The 15,329-nt window shown below is 36.5% G+C and carries 16 protein-coding genes; all 16 read left to right on the top strand.

Features of this window, described 5'->3' with window-relative positions; translation table 11 throughout:
- Positions 1 to 460: 460 nt before the first annotated feature.
- The 16 genes from rny to coaBC all read left to right on the top strand — a co-directional run bounded on the left by rny (position 461) and on the right by coaBC (position 15,327).
- Positions 461 to 1,981 (top strand): ribonuclease Y, encoded by a 1,521-nt coding sequence (gene rny, locus H0Z36_RS03085; RefSeq protein WP_296863867.1) that lies wholly within the window; start codon positions 461 to 463, stop codon positions 1,979 to 1,981.
- Positions 1,982 to 2,135: 154 nt separating this feature from the next.
- Entirely contained in the window at positions 2,136 to 2,924 is a 789-nt protein-coding gene (locus H0Z36_RS03080; protein ID WP_296863767.1) for a TIGR00282 family metallophosphoesterase, read from the top strand.
- 107 nt (positions 2,925 to 3,031) lie between these two features.
- Positions 3,032 to 3,292 (top strand): stage V sporulation protein S, encoded by a 261-nt coding sequence (locus tag H0Z36_RS03075; protein ID WP_156203513.1) that lies wholly within the window; start codon positions 3,032 to 3,034, stop codon positions 3,290 to 3,292.
- Between the two features lie 123 nt (positions 3,293 to 3,415).
- A complete protein-coding gene (locus tag H0Z36_RS03070) occupies positions 3,416 to 4,342 on the top strand; it encodes a membrane dipeptidase (protein ID WP_296863766.1) in 927 nt (308 codons plus the stop codon).
- Between the two features lie 42 nt (positions 4,343 to 4,384).
- Positions 4,385 to 5,221 (top strand): PHP domain-containing protein, encoded by an 837-nt coding sequence (locus H0Z36_RS03065; RefSeq protein WP_296863765.1) that lies wholly within the window; start codon positions 4,385 to 4,387, stop codon positions 5,219 to 5,221.
- An 84-nt stretch (positions 5,222 to 5,305) separates the two neighbouring features.
- The gene (locus H0Z36_RS03060) at positions 5,306 to 6,145 is read left to right on the top strand and encodes a C40 family peptidase (protein ID WP_296863764.1); all 840 of its coding nucleotides are present in this window, start codon (positions 5,306 to 5,308) and stop codon (positions 6,143 to 6,145) included.
- Between the two features lie 15 nt (positions 6,146 to 6,160).
- The gene (locus H0Z36_RS03055) at positions 6,161 to 6,583 is read left to right on the top strand and encodes a hypothetical protein (protein WP_296863763.1); all 423 of its coding nucleotides are present in this window, start codon (positions 6,161 to 6,163) and stop codon (positions 6,581 to 6,583) included.
- A 39-nt stretch (positions 6,584 to 6,622) separates the two neighbouring features.
- Complete coding sequence (locus H0Z36_RS03050) at positions 6,623 to 7,240, top strand: uracil-DNA glycosylase family protein (protein ID WP_296863762.1); 618 nt, start codon at positions 6,623 to 6,625, stop codon at positions 7,238 to 7,240.
- A gap of 106 nt (positions 7,241 to 7,346) precedes the next feature.
- Positions 7,347 to 10,010, top strand: coding sequence for a calcium-translocating P-type ATPase, SERCA-type (locus H0Z36_RS03045; RefSeq protein ID WP_296863761.1), 2,664 nt, complete (start codon positions 7,347 to 7,349; stop codon positions 10,008 to 10,010).
- Positions 10,011 to 10,079: 69 nt separating this feature from the next.
- On the top strand, positions 10,080 to 10,940 hold the full coding sequence (gene dapF / locus H0Z36_RS03040; protein ID WP_296863760.1) for a diaminopimelate epimerase: 861 nt from the start codon (positions 10,080 to 10,082) through the stop codon (positions 10,938 to 10,940).
- Positions 10,937 to 12,115, top strand: a complete 1,179-nt coding sequence (locus H0Z36_RS03035; protein ID WP_296863866.1) for an LL-diaminopimelate aminotransferase — start codon at positions 10,937 to 10,939, stop codon at positions 12,113 to 12,115. The genes dapF and H0Z36_RS03035 overlap by 4 nt, the downstream gene beginning before the upstream one ends.
- Before the next feature lies 1 nt (position 12,116).
- Positions 12,117 to 13,001: a YicC/YloC family endoribonuclease gene (locus H0Z36_RS03030; protein WP_296863759.1), complete on the top strand. Its 885-nt coding sequence runs from the start codon at positions 12,117 to 12,119 to the stop codon at positions 12,999 to 13,001.
- A gap of 33 nt (positions 13,002 to 13,034) precedes the next feature.
- On the top strand, positions 13,035 to 13,295 hold the full coding sequence (gene remA / locus H0Z36_RS03025; RefSeq protein WP_296863758.1) for an extracellular matrix/biofilm regulator RemA: 261 nt from the start codon (positions 13,035 to 13,037) through the stop codon (positions 13,293 to 13,295).
- A 21-nt stretch (positions 13,296 to 13,316) separates the two neighbouring features.
- The gene (gene gmk, locus H0Z36_RS03020) at positions 13,317 to 13,910 is read left to right on the top strand and encodes a guanylate kinase (RefSeq protein ID WP_296863757.1); all 594 of its coding nucleotides are present in this window, start codon (positions 13,317 to 13,319) and stop codon (positions 13,908 to 13,910) included.
- Positions 13,911 to 14,126: a DNA-directed RNA polymerase subunit omega gene (locus H0Z36_RS03015; RefSeq protein ID WP_296863756.1), complete on the top strand. Its 216-nt coding sequence runs from the start codon at positions 13,911 to 13,913 to the stop codon at positions 14,124 to 14,126.
- A gap of 1 nt (position 14,127) precedes the next feature.
- Positions 14,128 to 15,327, top strand: a complete 1,200-nt coding sequence (coaBC, locus tag H0Z36_RS03010; RefSeq protein ID WP_296863755.1) for a bifunctional phosphopantothenoylcysteine decarboxylase/phosphopantothenate--cysteine ligase CoaBC — start codon at positions 14,128 to 14,130, stop codon at positions 15,325 to 15,327.
- Positions 15,328 to 15,329: the final 2 nt, after the last annotated feature.

Below are 15,329 nucleotides of genomic sequence, written 5' to 3'. Positions count from 1 at the left end.
AATGAAAGTAATGGTTTGATATATATTGCTTTGCGGGTAAACCAGTTAAAAGAAAACTATCCGATTTATTGATAAATACAACCGGTTTATATGGTATAGAGGGTAATAGAGACACCGGTTATATTATTTTACTGGTGATATTAATGTATTAAGATTTATAAATGTTATAAAGGGCTTCATCAGTAGAATTTGTTATAAATTGGTAAACTGGTTTGAACGAAAGGGGTATATATTTCAAATGTCTATTAGGTTAAGGTAATAATGAGTTATTTTTATGTTTATTTAAAACAATAAATGAACATTTTATGAAAGTAACTGAATTTTTAAATAGGTTTTTTAGACTTCTGTAAAACCGAGTTTACTCGGTTTTATTTTTTATATTTAAATTTTTTAAAATTGAATAAAATGTAAAATTTTATGTAAGGGAGGTGAGTTCAGGATTAGTTCGTTTGTAAGTTTTATAATTATAATTATTTCTCTGGTAGTAGGCCTTGCTGCAGGATATTATGGACGAAAATTCATAGCTGAGAGCAAAATAGGTGCGGCAGAAGAGGAAGCGGCAAAAATTGTAGAAGAAGCTGTAAAGAAGGCTGAAGCCAAACAAAAAGAAATGCTTTTAGAAGCTAAAGATGAAATACACCGTAACCGTCAGGAAGCGGAAAGAGAGCTTAGAGAAAGAAGAAGAGAACTCGACCGTTTAGAAAGAAGAGTAATTCAAAAAGAAGAACTGCTGGATAAGAAAACCGAAAATATTGAAAAAAAAGAGGCCTTACTTAATGAAAAGGAAAGAGAAATAGAGAGAACTCAACATGATATAGAAATTATTCGCAGCCAGCAGCTTAAAGAATTAGAACGTCTTTCAGGTTTAACCTGTGAAGAAGCGCGTGAGCTGCTGCTCAACAATGTAGAGCAGCAAATCAGGCAAGAAACTGCAGTAATGATTAAGAATATTGAGGCAGAAGCAAGGGAAGAGGCTGAGAAAAGAGCCAAAAACATTGTGACTCTTGCTATCCAAAAATGTGCTGCTGATGTAGTTTCTGAAACTACAGTATCAGTAGTGGCATTGCCTAATGATGAAATGAAAGGCAGAATAATAGGTCGTGAAGGAAGAAATATTAGAGCTTTTGAAAGTTTATCTGGAGTGGATCTTATAATAGATGATACGCCGGAAGCAGTTATCTTGTCTTCATTTGATCCTATTCGTCGTGAAATTGCAAGACTGGCTTTGGAAAACCTAGTTTCAGATGGGAGGATTCATCCTGCCAGGATTGAGGAAATGCTGGAAAAGGCAAGAAAAGAGATTGAGCAGGAAATCCGCGAAACTGGTGAACAAGCCGCTTTTGAAGTAGGGGTACACGGTCTTCATCCAGAGCTTATAAAGCTTCTAGGAAGATTAAAATACCGCACCAGCTATGGACAGAATGTTTTGAAACATTCGATTGAGGTTGCTCATCTTGCGGGCATTATGGCTGCTGAGCTGGACGTTGATGTAATGCTGGCAAAGCGTGCCGGTCTTTTGCACGATATAGGCAAAGCAGTTGACCATGAAGTTGCTGGACCTCATATTGAAATAGGTGTAGATTTAGCGAAAAAATACAGGGAAAGCAAAGAAGTAATCCATGCGATTGCTGCTCATCACGGTGATATTGAAGCTGAAAGCATTGAAGCAGTTTTAGTACAAGCTGCCGATGCTATATCGGCATCACGTCCGGGAGCCCGCAGAGAAACTTTGGAAGCATATATTAAGCGTTTGGAAAAATTGGAACAGCTGGCTGATTCCTTCCCGGGAGTAGAAAAATCTTATGCTATTCAGGCGGGAAGAGAAGTCAGAATAATAGTTAAACCAGAAGAGATTGATGATTTAGAAGCTATCAATCTGTCGCGTAATATAGCTAAAAAGATTGAGGAAGATTTAGATTATCCGGGACAGATTAAGGTAGTGGTTATTCGGGAAACTAGAGCAGTTGAATATGCGAAGTAATTTTCGGCTTTTAAACAGGGTTAATGATAGCCCTGTTTCTTTTTGAAAAATATTTTATGGCAGGATTTTTTGGAGGAATGTAGAAGTTTCAGTTATCAATTTTTAGGGTAAAATTTTTTATGTATTTCATATTTTTGTATGTGGAGGTTGAACCTTGAACATCTTAGTAATTGGAGATATTGTAGGAAGACCTGGAAGAAGAGCAATAAAAAGTATTTTATCTAATGTCCAAAAGGAGTATAATGTGGTTTTTACTATTGCCAATGCAGAAAATGCTGCCGGTGGCAGAGGACTTTCCCGCAGTGTAATGGAAGAACTTTTGAGCTGCAATATTGATGTGTTGACAATGGGTAACCATGTATGGGATAACAAAGAAATAAACACTTTTATTGATGATGAACCGAGGCTTATAAGACCTGCTAATTATCCTCCTTATTGTCCAGGACAAGGATATCATATATATAATGCTGGTTTAGGGGTGAAAATAGCAGTAGTAAATTTATCAGGACGGGTTTTTTTGCAATCTTTGGATTGCCCCTTTAGGGTTATGGAGGGAATTTTAAAAGAAATAGAGGGTAAGGCTGATATTATTATTGTTGATTTCCATGCTGAAGCTACATCGGAGAAGTTGGCTTTTGCTTATTATTTTGATGGGAGGGTAACTGCTGTTCTGGGAACTCATACCCACATACAGACGGCAGATGAAAGAATTCTTCCTGAAGGAACGGCATATATTACTGATTTGGGAATGACCGGGCCGCGTGATTCAATATTAGGAATGGAAAAAAAGTCGGTTATTGAAAAATTTTTGACACAAAGACCGACAAAATTCGAGGTAGCAGGAGGATCTGCTCAGCTACAGGGGGTTTTAATAACACTCGATGATAATAATAAATATGAAGTCGTGGATATAATGCGTCTTTCATATATGCTGGATGATTAAATATTTTAAAATTGTTTTTTAAACAAGCAGGAATTTTTTTTGGTACTTAGAATATTTATTTACAGAGCAGACTATCTAATTATTACAATATATGAGGGGGTAATTTGATGGAGGTATTAAAGGTTTCAGCTAAATCTAGTCCAAATTCAGTGGCAGGAGCACTGGCAGGGGTTTTAAGAGAAAAAGGTGCCGCAGAGATTCAGGCAATTGGTGCCGGAGCTATTAATCAAGCTATTAAGGCCATTGCCATAGCTCGAGGGTTTGTAGCACCTAGCGGTATGGACTTAATTTGTATACCCGCTTTTACAGACATAATGATTGATGGAGAAGAAAGAACTGCTATTAAACTAATAGTTGAACCCAGATAGCTCTGCTCATGGGAGAGGGAATGAACCTCAAATAATAGTGAACCTGCTTTAAAGCAGGTTTTTATTCTTTATATTTATAATTATACATGTGAATACTTATACTTTTGCTTAAGGAGGATAAAGTTGAACATTATAGATTTACATTGTGATACTATTTATCTGTTACTCAAAACTAATGAAGGATTATGGGAGAATACCTGTCATTTTGATTTGAAACGTGCTTTAAACGCAGGTATTTTTCTGCAATTTTTTTCTCTTTTTTCTATGCCTTCGGACAGCAACATAGTTTTGCGTGATATTTTAAAGCAGATAGAAAAGTTTTATTATGAATTTGATAAAAATCAGAATTATTTGTATCTGGTAAAAAGTTATAAAGATATTCAGGATAATATGGACAACATAAATAAAATAGGATGTGTGCTTCATTTAGAAGGAGCTGAAGCAATCGGTCCTGATGTTGACATTTTATATTTACTCTATCGTCTGGGACTGCGCAGTTTAGGATTAACCTGGAACAGGCGCAATCTTTTGGCTGATGGAGTAGAAGAAGGAGAAGGTGCTGGCGGGTTAAGCAAATTGGGAAGGGATATTGTGAATAAAGCGGAAAAACTGGGTATAATTATTGATTTATCCCATATATCTCAAAAATCTTTTTTTGATGTTTTAGAAAATTATAATAAACCGATAATGGTTACTCATGCCAATGCCTACAAACTTTGTCCTCATCCTAGGAATTTAAATGATGACCAGCTTAAAGCATTAGCTCAAAATAAAGGAATAATAGGGATTACTCAAGTTTGTAGTTTTGTAGCTCAAGGATCAGCTGCTTTAGAAGATTTGTTAAATCATATAGTATACATATCAGAACTTATAGGAACGGAGTATATTGGGTTAGGTTCAGATTTTGATGGTGCCGATAATATTGTTATGTCAGGAATAGAGGAATATTCAATTTGGACAGAATTGCTTAAAGGAAAAGGTTTTACGAAAAAAGAAATTAAAGGCATATTAAAAGATAATGCGTTACGAGTTATTAGTTCAGTTTTATAAAGTTTTATTTATGCGGAAAATTTCTTGAGGAGTTTGGGATTGATGTATGATTTGCATGTTCATTCAACTGCATCAGATGGAATATTAACCCCTGAGGAAATAATCGATAAAGCGATTAATATTGGACTTGAAGGCATAGCTATTACCGATCATGATACAGTAGACGGACTGGCCTCAGCAGAAAAGTATAATATGGAAAATAAAAACGATTTATGGTTTATTACCGGGATAGAATTAAATACTGAATATGAAGAAGATGAAGTTCATATACTTGGCTATTTTATAGATTATAATAATGAATCACTGGTAAAGCGATTAGTTGAAATAAGGCAGGAAAGGTTTGAAAGGGCCCGCAAAATGGTAGATAAATTGAGGAATATGGGGTTTAATATAAGTTTTGAGCGGGTGAAAAGGTTGGCTCAAGGTGATTTAATCGGAAGACCCCACATAGCTCAGGCTTTAGCCGAAGTAGGCTATGTTTTTTCTATAAAAGAAGCTTTTGATAAATATATCGGAAAGGGCAGACCTGGCTATATACCGCGATATAAGTTTGAACCTGAAGAAGCAATAGCTTTAATAAATGGTGCTGGAGGCATTGCTGTTTTAGCTCATCCCGGCCTTATAAAAGATCAGAAAAAAATAATGGATATTATAGCTATGGGAGTAGAAGGGCTGGAAGTTTATTATCCTGAACACAGTGAAAATCAAATTGCCAGTTATCTGAATTTATGTAAGTTAAAAGGCCTTTTGATAACGGGAGGATCTGATTTTCACGGAACAGGTAGCGGGGAAGATAAAGGTAAAATGGGATGTACAGGAATAGAAAAAGATTTAGTGCTGAAATTAAAAGAATTTCATGAAAAAAAGTATAAAAGATAAAAAAATATATTTTTAGGCAGGAATATTCAAGAGTTTTATAGAATATCCAACCTGATAATGTTTATGGTGAAAGGTTGGATATTGATGAGAAAGTTTTGGGCAATATTAATCGTATCCCTGGCTTTTATTATTATTTATAATACTAACCTTATGGCAGCAGATGTGACCTATGTTGTTAAATCAGGCGATTCTTTATGGAAGATAGCGGTTAATAATGGGACTACAGTGGACAAGCTTAAGCAGCTTAATAATTTAACTTCTGATTTGCTGTTTCCGGGACAGGTTCTTTTGCTTTCCAAAGATATTCCTACCGATAAAGAAATCTCCTTGGAAAATAATAATGAATCAACAGATGACCAGTATTCAGTTTATAAAGTGCAGCCAGGTGACAGTTTGTGGAAGATTGCTAGGGAAAATGGTATGGATATTGAAAGCTTAAAAAAAATAAATAATTTAAATTCAGATAATTTAAATATAGGTGATAAGCTTTTAGTTATAAAAAAAGGTGAAATAAATAATACAGTTCTTCCTTCTAGATCAGGATTAATGCTGACTGGAGAAAGAATAATTGAATTTGCTGCTTCATATTTGGGGACTCCCTATCGTTATGGAGGAAATGCTCCTGGAGGTTTTGATTGTTCGGGATTTGTCCAGTATATTTTTGGGCAATTTGGTTACAGACTACCTAGGACTGCTGCTGACCAATATCAGTGTGGAATTTGGGTAGATAAAAATGACCTTATACCGGGTGATTTAGTGTTTTTTACCTGCTATTCTAGAGGAATTGATCATGTAGGCATATATGCTGGCGAAGGGAAGTTTATACATTCCAGTTCACCTAGAAGTGGTGGGGTAATTTATTCTTCTTTAAGCGAAAGTTATTATGTTCGTTCTTATGCGGGAGCGAAAAGATTAATACGCTAGTATTGGGAGGTTATTATGAACGATAAAGACAGAGAACTGATAAGCGATGAGGAAATACTCGGTGTTTTAGGCATACCTGCAACAGTAATAGGAAGTCGTGAATGGAAAGAATTAGAGAACAGAGGATTTAGTATAGGAGAAGATAATTTATTAGATGAGATTTTAAAGAAAAAGGTATGGTCAAATACTGAAATTATTTGGGTAATCAAACGGCTCATATTTTACTATGGCAAAAAAGATGAACTTTTATTAAAGGTGCCTAAAGAACGCCTATTTATGAATATGGTAGATATACTCAGGGCTTTTTTTATTTTGTTTGATAGCTTGAATCCTTCGTTGGATGATAATATCCGCAGTTATATATCAGCTAAGCTTACTGATTCTACATGGGGTATTACTTCTCATACTCGTAATTACTTGGCTAAAATAAAGGACTGAGGGTGAAAGTCGGTACGGGGGGCGCAGGAGGTTTTTACAGTGGTAAAGAAAGAAGAAAAAATTTGGCAGATTATAGCCCTGGAAGATCGTATAGTTCAATGCAAGAAGTGTAAATCTTTAATCAGCTGCAATCGCAAACCGGCAAAAGGCAAAGGCGATTTGGAGCCGGATATTCTTTTGGTGTTTGAAATGGAAAATGAATTTACCCAGGATTTAAATAAATTAATAGAGCTGAGGAATTTGATAAAAGAAACTTTTAAAATCAACAAAATATATCATACTTTTATGGTAAGATGTCAACCAAAGGCTTGTCCACTTCATAATGATAGAATATGGTATGGAGATATAAAGCTTTTAGATAGAGATTATAATTGTGTATTGACTGGTAAAATGTGTGAAGGCACGCCAGTAAGTCCTAGCAATGATGATATTCTAGCCTGTTTACTCTTTTTGTTAGAGGAAATAAGGATATTGCAGCCTCCAATAATTGTGTTGTTTGGGGAAAAAGTAAGCAATTTTGTGCTTAAGGCTTTTGGGGTATTAGAAGATATTAAAATTGACCAAAAATATCAAACAGAAGATTTTATTTTTTTTACTGTTAATTACCAGGATGTATTTTCACCTGATGAATGTAACATTATAAAAAGTTTAATTTAAAGTTTTAAAAGCCTCCATTCAGGGGATAGGCATTAGCCTGTCCCCTGTTCTTTTATGAATGTTTATTGAATAAATTTGGTGAAAAAGGGCAAATGGAGGATTTTTGATGAAGGATATTTTCTGGTATCGGGAAAGTATAGAAGAAACTTTAAATAAACTCGGAAGCAGCAGGAGAGGGCTTACAAATGTAGAAGCCAAAAAGAGGCAGTTAGTTTATAAAAATAAGCTGGATACGGAAAAACCAGCAGGTCTTATGAAGATTTTATTAAGCCAGTTTACTGATACTATGGTTTTGATTTTGCTTGGAGCAACCTTGGTTTCCTGCATAATTGGTGATATAGCTGATGCAATTACTATTATGACTATAGTTATAATAAATGCGTTTTTAGAATTTTTTCAGGAATACCGAGCCGAAAAGTCTTTAAATGAGATAAAAAAACTTGCTTCACCTTATGCAAAAGTTATTCGGGATGGTGAAAGACAGAAGATACCTTCTTCTGAGTTGGTACCTGGAGATATAGTGTTCATCGAGGCAGGAGATAAAATTCCAGCTGATGTAAGGCTGATTGAAGTTTTTTCTTTAGAAGTAGATGAAGCAGCTCTTACCGGGGAGTCAGTTCCGGTAGAAAAGAGAATTGAAAAATTAGAAGGAGAAGTTTCTTTAGCAGAACAAAGTAATATGGCTTTTTTAGGCACGGTTGCTACCAGAGGTAGAGCTACAGCAGTAGTAGTAGCAACCGGAATGGACACAGAGATGGGGAAAATTGCGGCTATGCTTAAGGAAGCTGAAACCCCTATGACCCCTTTACAGCTTAAACTCGACCAGCTAGGTAAGGTACTTATAGCTATATGTATTTTAGTATGCGGGATAGTAACTTTTTTAGGCATATACAGGGGTGAGCCTCTTTTAGTAATGTTTATGGCCGGGATAAGTTTAGCTGTTGCTGCTATACCGGAAGGGCTGCCTGCTGTTGTAACCATAGTTCTAGCTTTAGGTGTGCAAAGAATGGCTAAGCGAAATGCGATTGTTCGTAAACTTCCTGCTGTGGAAACATTGGGATGCACAACAGTAATATGTTCTGACAAAACCGGGACTTTAACCCAGAATAAAATGGTGGTTCAAAAGATTGCTGTTTATTCACAGGTTTTTGAGGATAACATAAAAATTCCCGCGATGTTTAAGGGAAAAAGTTTATCTTCTTATAATCCGTTAGAGTTGTTAATCAGTATTGCTTTTAACTGTAATAATTCAGCAGAGGAAAGAGAAGACAATAAATGGACAGTTAAAGGAGATCCCACGGAAACTGCTTTATTTGTTATGGCAAAGCAAGTGGGAATAACTCCTCAACTTTTGCGGATAAGGGAAATTCCTTTTGATTCTTTGCGGAAAAAAATGAGTGTGGTAGTTGTTGATAATGGAGAATATTTTGTTTTAGTAAAAGGTGCCTTAGATGTTTTGATGGATTCATGTAGTTATGTTTTAAAAAACAGTCAAGTGGTTAAGCTTACTGAAGGATATAAAAATTGGTTTTATGGAGAAGAAAAGAAATGGGCTAAACAAGCTTTAAGGGTCTTGGGTTTTGCTTATAAAAAAATTACGAAGGAGGAGGCTTTAGAACTCAGTGATGAGGAATTGGAGAATAACTTGATTTTGGTGGGAATGTGTGGAATGATTGATCCACCGCGTCCTAATGTAAATAAATCAGTTAGACAGTGCCTAAATGCCGGTATTGTTCCTGTGATGATTACCGGAGATCATCCTTTAACGGCCAGTGCTATTGCGGCTCAGATTGGAATCGGCAAAACTGGAAGGGCAATAACCGGAAAAGAGATAGATAAGCTAAATGATAAGGAGCTTTACCAAATGGCAATGAATGATAGGGTGTTTGCACGGGTTTCTCCTGAACATAAGCACCGGATTGTCCATGTACTTAAAAAAAATAACCAGGTAGTAGCGATGACGGGAGATGGTGTAAACGATGCGCCGGCAGTAAAAGCGGCTGATATAGGTATTTCTATGGGGATAACCGGCACTGATGTTACTAAAGAAGCTTCTGATATGATTTTAGCTGATGATGATTTTTCGACTATAGTCAAGGCAATTTATGAAGGCAGGGCGATTTATGATAACATTCGCAAGTTTATCCGGTATCTGTTAGGATGTAACATAGGAGAAGTTCTAGTTATGTTTCTGGCTTCCCTATTTGCACTGCCGCTTCCCCTTTTGCCTATTCAGATTTTATGGGTTAATCTGGTGACTGATGGACTGCCGGCTATGGCTTTAGGATTGGAACCTCCTGAACCGGATATTATGAAAAGAAAACCCAGGTCAAAAAATGAAAGTATTTTTGCCCACGGGTTGGGGTGGATAATATTTGGACGCGGTTTATATATAGGTATTATAACTATTTTAGTTTTTATAACAGGCCTTGTATTTTGCCGGTTAAATGGTATGGATTCGCTTGAGATACCTCGGACTATGGCTTTTACCACATTAGTTTTTGCTCAGCTTTTTTATGTTTTTGAATGCAGGTCGGAAAAATATTCTCCTTTTGAGTTGGAGTTTTTTAAAAATAGGTTCCTTGTTTTAGCCGTTTTATGTTCAGTAGCAATGCAGCTCAGCGTGGTATATTTGCCTGCTTTGCAGGATGTATTCCATACAGCAGGTTTGGGATTATGGCAATGGGTGATTATTCTGGTGCTGGCCGGAGCCAAGTTTATCTGGCGATATATTTTGTATACTTTTAGAAAGATTTTCAGCTTTAAATGAAATATGTGTTAGAATTTTAAAAGAAAAAGGAGAATAAGATAATCAGATTCTAATGCATGGAGGGAAAACATGGAATTTGTTAAAATGCATGGATTAGGCAATGATTTTATTATTACCAAAGCTTCTTCATTTGAAGAAGCTGCCGAATTTCAGCCTTTTGCCAGATTTTTATGTAATAGAAATTTTGGCATTGGTGGTGATGGTTTAGTTATAATAGGAAAAGACAATAAGGCTGATATATTTATGCGCATATTTAATTCTGATGGATCTGAAGCTGAAATGTGTGGGAATGCTATAAGATGTGTTGCTCGTCTGGCTTATGAAGAGAAAATGGGGAGAGAAAAAATTTCTGTTCGTACTTTAGCAGGTTTGCGTTATCCAGAAATTGTTTTTGATAAAGAGGGCAGAGTGGATGCAGTGAAAGTAGATATGGGAGAACCAATGCTGGAAAGAAAATTTATTCCCATGACAGGAGAAGGGTCTGCAGTAGGAGTTGAAGCTGATATTTCGTCTGGCGCAATTAAATTTACTGCGGTTTCTATGGGTAATCCCCATTGTATAGTTTTTGTAGATAATATAAATGACGTTCCGATTGAGGATTGGGGGAGAGAATTAGAAAATCATCCTTTATTTCCTCAAAAAACCAATGTTGAGTTTGTTCAGATATTAAATAAAAACGAAGTGATTATGAGGGTTTGGGAAAGAGGGGCTGGGATAACTTTAGCCTGCGGTACAGGTGCCTGTGCTACAACGGTAGCAGGAGTTCTAAATAATAAAACTGAGCGACAGGTTACTGTTCATCTCTTAGGAGGAGATTTATATATCGAATGGAATGAAGAGGATAACCATGTTTATATGACAGGAGGAGCAGTTGAGGTTTTTCGAGGAAAAATTGATTTAAATAAAATTTCTTTAATGGAGGCGAGATAATGTTGAGAGAAAATCAGGCTATGCAAAATTTACCCCCTTATCTTTTTGCCCGAATTGAGCAGAAGATTGCGGAGGCCAAGGAAAAAGGTGTAGATATAATTAACCTGGGAATTGGTGATCCCGATCTTCCTACCCCAAAATATATAATTGATAAAATGGCTGAGGCTATTTATGATAGCGCGAATCATCAGTATCCGAGTTCGGTAGGATTATTAGAATACAGAAAAGCAGTTGCAGAATGGTATAAAAAGAGGCATGGGGTAGATTTAGATCCAAAGACAGAAATTGTTTCTCTTATAGGTTCAAAAGAAGGTATTGCACATATTTCTTTTGCTTATCTGGACAAAGATGATATCAATCTGGTTCCTGATCCAGGTTATCCGGTATATAACATCGGAACTATCTTAGCTGGAGGAAAATCATATTTTATGCCATTAAAAGAGGAAAATGGATTTTTACCGGTTTTGGAGGATATTCCTTCAGATATAGCGCGAAAGGCCAAGCTTATGTTTATTAATTATCCTAACAATCCTACTGGAGCAGTAGCTTCTTTAGATTTTTTTGAAAAAGTAGTGGAGTTTGCCAAATCTTTTGACATACTGGTATGTCATGATGCTGCATATTCTGAAATTGCCTTTGATGGAATTAAACCTCCCAGTTTTTTAGAAGCAAAAGGGGCTAAAGATGTAGGTATAGAATTTAATTCTTTATCTAAACCCTTTAATATGACAGGATGGCGTATTGGCTGGGCGGCAGGTAACCGTGAAGCAATTGAAGTACTGGGCAGGTTTAAATCAAATATAGATTCCGGGGTGTTTCAGGCGGTGCAGTATGCGGCTGTTGAAGCTTTAAAAGAACCGGAAGATCATTTAAATCAATTAAGGAAAGTATATCAGGAAAGGCGCGATGCGGTATTGGAGGGTCTTAACAAAATAGGCCTCAAGGCAAATCCTCCCAAGGGAAGTTTTTATTTTTGGGTGCCTGTACCTGATGGATTTACTTCTGCTTCTTTTGCGGAAATGATTTTGGAAAAGGCAGGAGTCATTGTTACTCCTGGCAATGGGTATGGCGAGTATGGAGAAGGATATTTTAGAATTGCCTTAACAGTAAGTAAAGAAAGAATTTGTGAAGCATTTGAAAGAATTGAAAAAGCTGTGGGAAAGGTAGAGTTTTAAAATGATTAAAAGTATGACAGGTTTTGGTCGCAGCCAGGTGCTGGAAAAAGGTTATCAGATAACCTGTGAAATTAAAGGAGTAAATCATCGTTATTTTGATCCTTATATCCGCATTTCACGCCGTTATAATATGCTCGAAGAAAAGATAAAGGAAGAACTTAAAAAATATGTAAGCCGAGGTCGACTGGAAGTAAATATAAATATAATAAAAACAGAAGAAATGACGAGAAATATCAAGCTTGACAAAGAATTAGCGATAACTTATTATAAATATCTGAAAGATTTGGCCGAAAATCTTAATATTTCAGCGGAATTGAACGTTGTTGACATATTTAGACTACCAGAAGTTTTCACTTTGGAAGATGAAGAAGAAGATTTGGAGATAGTTTGGGAAGTTTTACAAAAGGCTATTGAAGAAGCGATTAAAAGTGTCCTTGCGATGCGAATAAAAGAAGGGAACCTGCTTAAAAAAGATATTCTGGAAAGAAACCAAAAAATACTCGAGATGGTAGAAAGATTGGAAGAACGTTCTCCTCAGGTTGTAATTGAATATACGGAAAAGCTACGCAGTCGCATTTCAGAGATTTTAAACAAGGAAATTCAGGAAATTGATGAACAGAGGATTTTGCAGGAAGCAGCCATTTACGCTGACAAAATAAATGTTACTGAAGAGATAGTCCGGCTTAAGAGTCATGTCAGACATTTATATGATTTATTGGAACATGGAGAAGCCGTTGGAAGAAAATGCGATTTCCTGGTGCAGGAGATGTTCAGAGAAATTAATACAGTAGCTTCTAAGGCTAATGATTTGGAAATGAGCCATATTGTGGTAGATGTAAAATCAGAATTGGAAAAAATAAGAGAGCAATTGCAAAATATAGAATAAATTTGGAGGTGAACCCGGTTTAGTCCGGTATGTATGGATATTAAACTAGTAAATATAGGTTTTGGCAATATTGTAGCAGCTAATCGGATAATAGCTATTATAAGTCCTGAATCTGCTCCTATTAAGAGAATTATTCAGGAAGCAAGAGAAAAAGGCATGTTGATAGATGCTACATATGGCAGACGAACCAGAGCAGTAATTATTTCTGATAGTGCTCATGTTATTCTTTCAGCAGTTCAGCCAGAAACAGTTGCTAACAGACTAGCTTCAAAGGATATAACTGATGAAGAATAGAGGGTAGAAAGTGGGAGAATAATGAGGCGTAGAGGAATTCTTTTTGTTATTTCTGGTCCTTCAGGTGTAGGCAAAGGGACTATCCGGGAAGCCTTGCTTAAAAGAATGGATGATCTGAAAGTATCAATATCAGCAACTACCAGACCTCCCAGACCAGGTGAAGTTGATGGGAAGGATTATTTTTTCTTAAATCAGGAACAATTTAAAAAGATGATTGAAGAAGATAATTTTTTGGAGTGGGCCAAGGTATATCAAAATCTTTATGGAACTCCACGAGATTTTGTGCTTGAAAACCTTGAAAAAGGACAGGATGTTCTTTTAGAAATTGATATTCAAGGTGCGATGCAGGTAAAAAATAAAATGCCGGAAGGGGTTTTTATTTTTATTTATCCTCCGGATATTGCAACTTTATCGAAAAGGTTGTGCGGCAGAGGAAAAGATTCTATCGAGAGCATAAAGCACAGGCTTGCTGCATGTGAAGAAGAACTTAAACATGCAAAATATTATGATTATGTTGTGGTAAATGATGATTTAGATGTGGCAGTTAAAAAAACAGAAGCTATTATAATAGCTGAACGCTGTAGAATAAAATATATAGATCTGGAGGTGATGTGATTGCTTCCTCCTTCTACGCGTGATATTTTAAAAATTGCTGGCAGCAAGTATGCAGTAGTAGTCGCAGTAGCGAAGAGGGCTCGCATTTTATCTGAAGAAGCTAAGAATGACGAAAATTATAGATTATCCAGCATAGTTACCCGGGCATTGGATGAAGTGGTTAATGGTGAAATTGTGATTTCTTTTGAGGGAGAGCGTGAAAATAAGGGGGCATAATATGAAAAAAACAGTTGGAGTGGGGATAACTGGTGGAATTGCATCCTATAAAATAGCTGATTTAGTTAGCAGACTCAGCAAAGATGAGGACATAAATGTTATTGTAATAATGACTGAAGCAGCTACTAAGTTTATTACTCCGCTTACTTTTCGCACTTTGTCTGGTCGTGATGTTGCAACTGACTTATGGCAGGAATCAGGTGAATGGAAGGTTCAGCATATAGGTATAGCTGAAGCATTGGATTTGATGGTGATTGCTCCGGCTACGGCTAATTTTATTGCCAAGATGGCGCATGGTATTGCAGATGACCTGCTTTCTACTATTATGCTTGCCAATACAGCCCCAGTTCTGGTGGTTCCCTCAATGAATACCAATATGTATGAAAATCCTATTGTCCAGGCTAATCTTACTAAATTGGCTGAATATGGCTTTGAAATTATGAATCCAGCAAGTGGAAAGCTGGCGTGTGATGCCGTAGGAAAGGGGCGTTTACCTGATATAGAAGAAATTTATGAAAAAATCAGGCAGATGCTTAATGATAAAAAGGATCTTAAGGGTAAAAAAGTTTTAGTAAATGCAGGGACAACCTGTGAAGATATTGACCCGATAAGATTTATATGCAACCGCAGCACAGGAAAGATGGGATATGCAATTGCCCGAGAAGCTTTATTAAGAGGTGCGGAAGTTATTCTCGTAAGCGGTAGGTCTACATTAACTCCACCGACTGGAGTTGAATTTATTCCGGTTTGGAGTGCTGATGAAATGTGTGAAGTTATGCTTCAAAAACAGCCGGAATGCGATATAATAATTGGAGCAGCTGCAGTGGGGGATTTTAAAGCTGCTAATAAATCAGAGATTAAAATAAAAAAAAGGGAGCATAAGGAAGACAAGCTCCTTTTAGAATTAACCAGCACCCCGGATATTTTAAAAGAGCTGGGAAAACGCAAAAAAACGGGTCAGATTATGGTAGGGTTTGCAGCGGAAACTAATAATCTCTTAGAATATGCTAGAAGAAAGCTGGAAGAAAAAAACCTTGATTTTATTGTAGCCAATGATGTTTCAGAAGAAGGGGCCGGCTTCGGCAGTGATACCAATATTGTAACCATTATTGACCGTCGCGGTGAGGTGAAGCCTCTGCCTCAAATGAGCAAGGAAAGAGTGGCGGCTGCTATTATTGATAAAGCGGTTGAATTATTTTAAGT

This window comes from Thermosyntropha sp., from assembly GCF_017656155.1.
Lineage (GTDB): Bacteria > Bacillota > Syntrophomonadia > Syntrophomonadales > Syntrophomonadaceae > Thermosyntropha.
The sequence above is the reverse complement of the archived record's forward strand: the minus strand, read 5'-3'. Positions and strand labels throughout refer to the sequence as shown.

Excerpts from the sequence above, each read along its gene's own strand:
- gmk (WP_296863757.1), top strand. The coding sequence starts at position 13,317 with ATGAGGCGTAGAGGAATTCTTTTTGTTATTTCTGGTCCTTCAGGTGTA.
- dapF (WP_296863760.1), top strand. The coding sequence starts at position 10,080 with ATGGAATTTGTTAAAATGCATGGATTAGGCAATGATTTTATTATTACC.
- H0Z36_RS03045 (WP_296863761.1), top strand. The coding sequence starts at position 7,347 with ATGAAGGATATTTTCTGGTATCGGGAAAGTATAGAAGAAACTTTAAAT.
- H0Z36_RS03030 (WP_296863759.1), top strand. The coding sequence starts at position 12,117 with ATGATTAAAAGTATGACAGGTTTTGGTCGCAGCCAGGTGCTGGAAAAA.
- H0Z36_RS03060 (WP_296863764.1), top strand. The coding sequence starts at position 5,306 with ATGAGAAAGTTTTGGGCAATATTAATCGTATCCCTGGCTTTTATTATT.
- remA (WP_296863758.1), top strand. The coding sequence starts at position 13,035 with ATGGATATTAAACTAGTAAATATAGGTTTTGGCAATATTGTAGCAGCT.
- coaBC (WP_296863755.1), top strand. The coding sequence starts at position 14,128 with ATGAAAAAAACAGTTGGAGTGGGGATAACTGGTGGAATTGCATCCTAT.
- H0Z36_RS03075 (WP_156203513.1), top strand. The coding sequence starts at position 3,032 with ATGGAGGTATTAAAGGTTTCAGCTAAATCTAGTCCAAATTCAGTGGCA.
- H0Z36_RS03055 (WP_296863763.1), top strand. The coding sequence starts at position 6,161 with ATGAACGATAAAGACAGAGAACTGATAAGCGATGAGGAAATACTCGGT.
- H0Z36_RS03065 (WP_296863765.1), top strand. The coding sequence starts at position 4,385 with ATGTATGATTTGCATGTTCATTCAACTGCATCAGATGGAATATTAACC.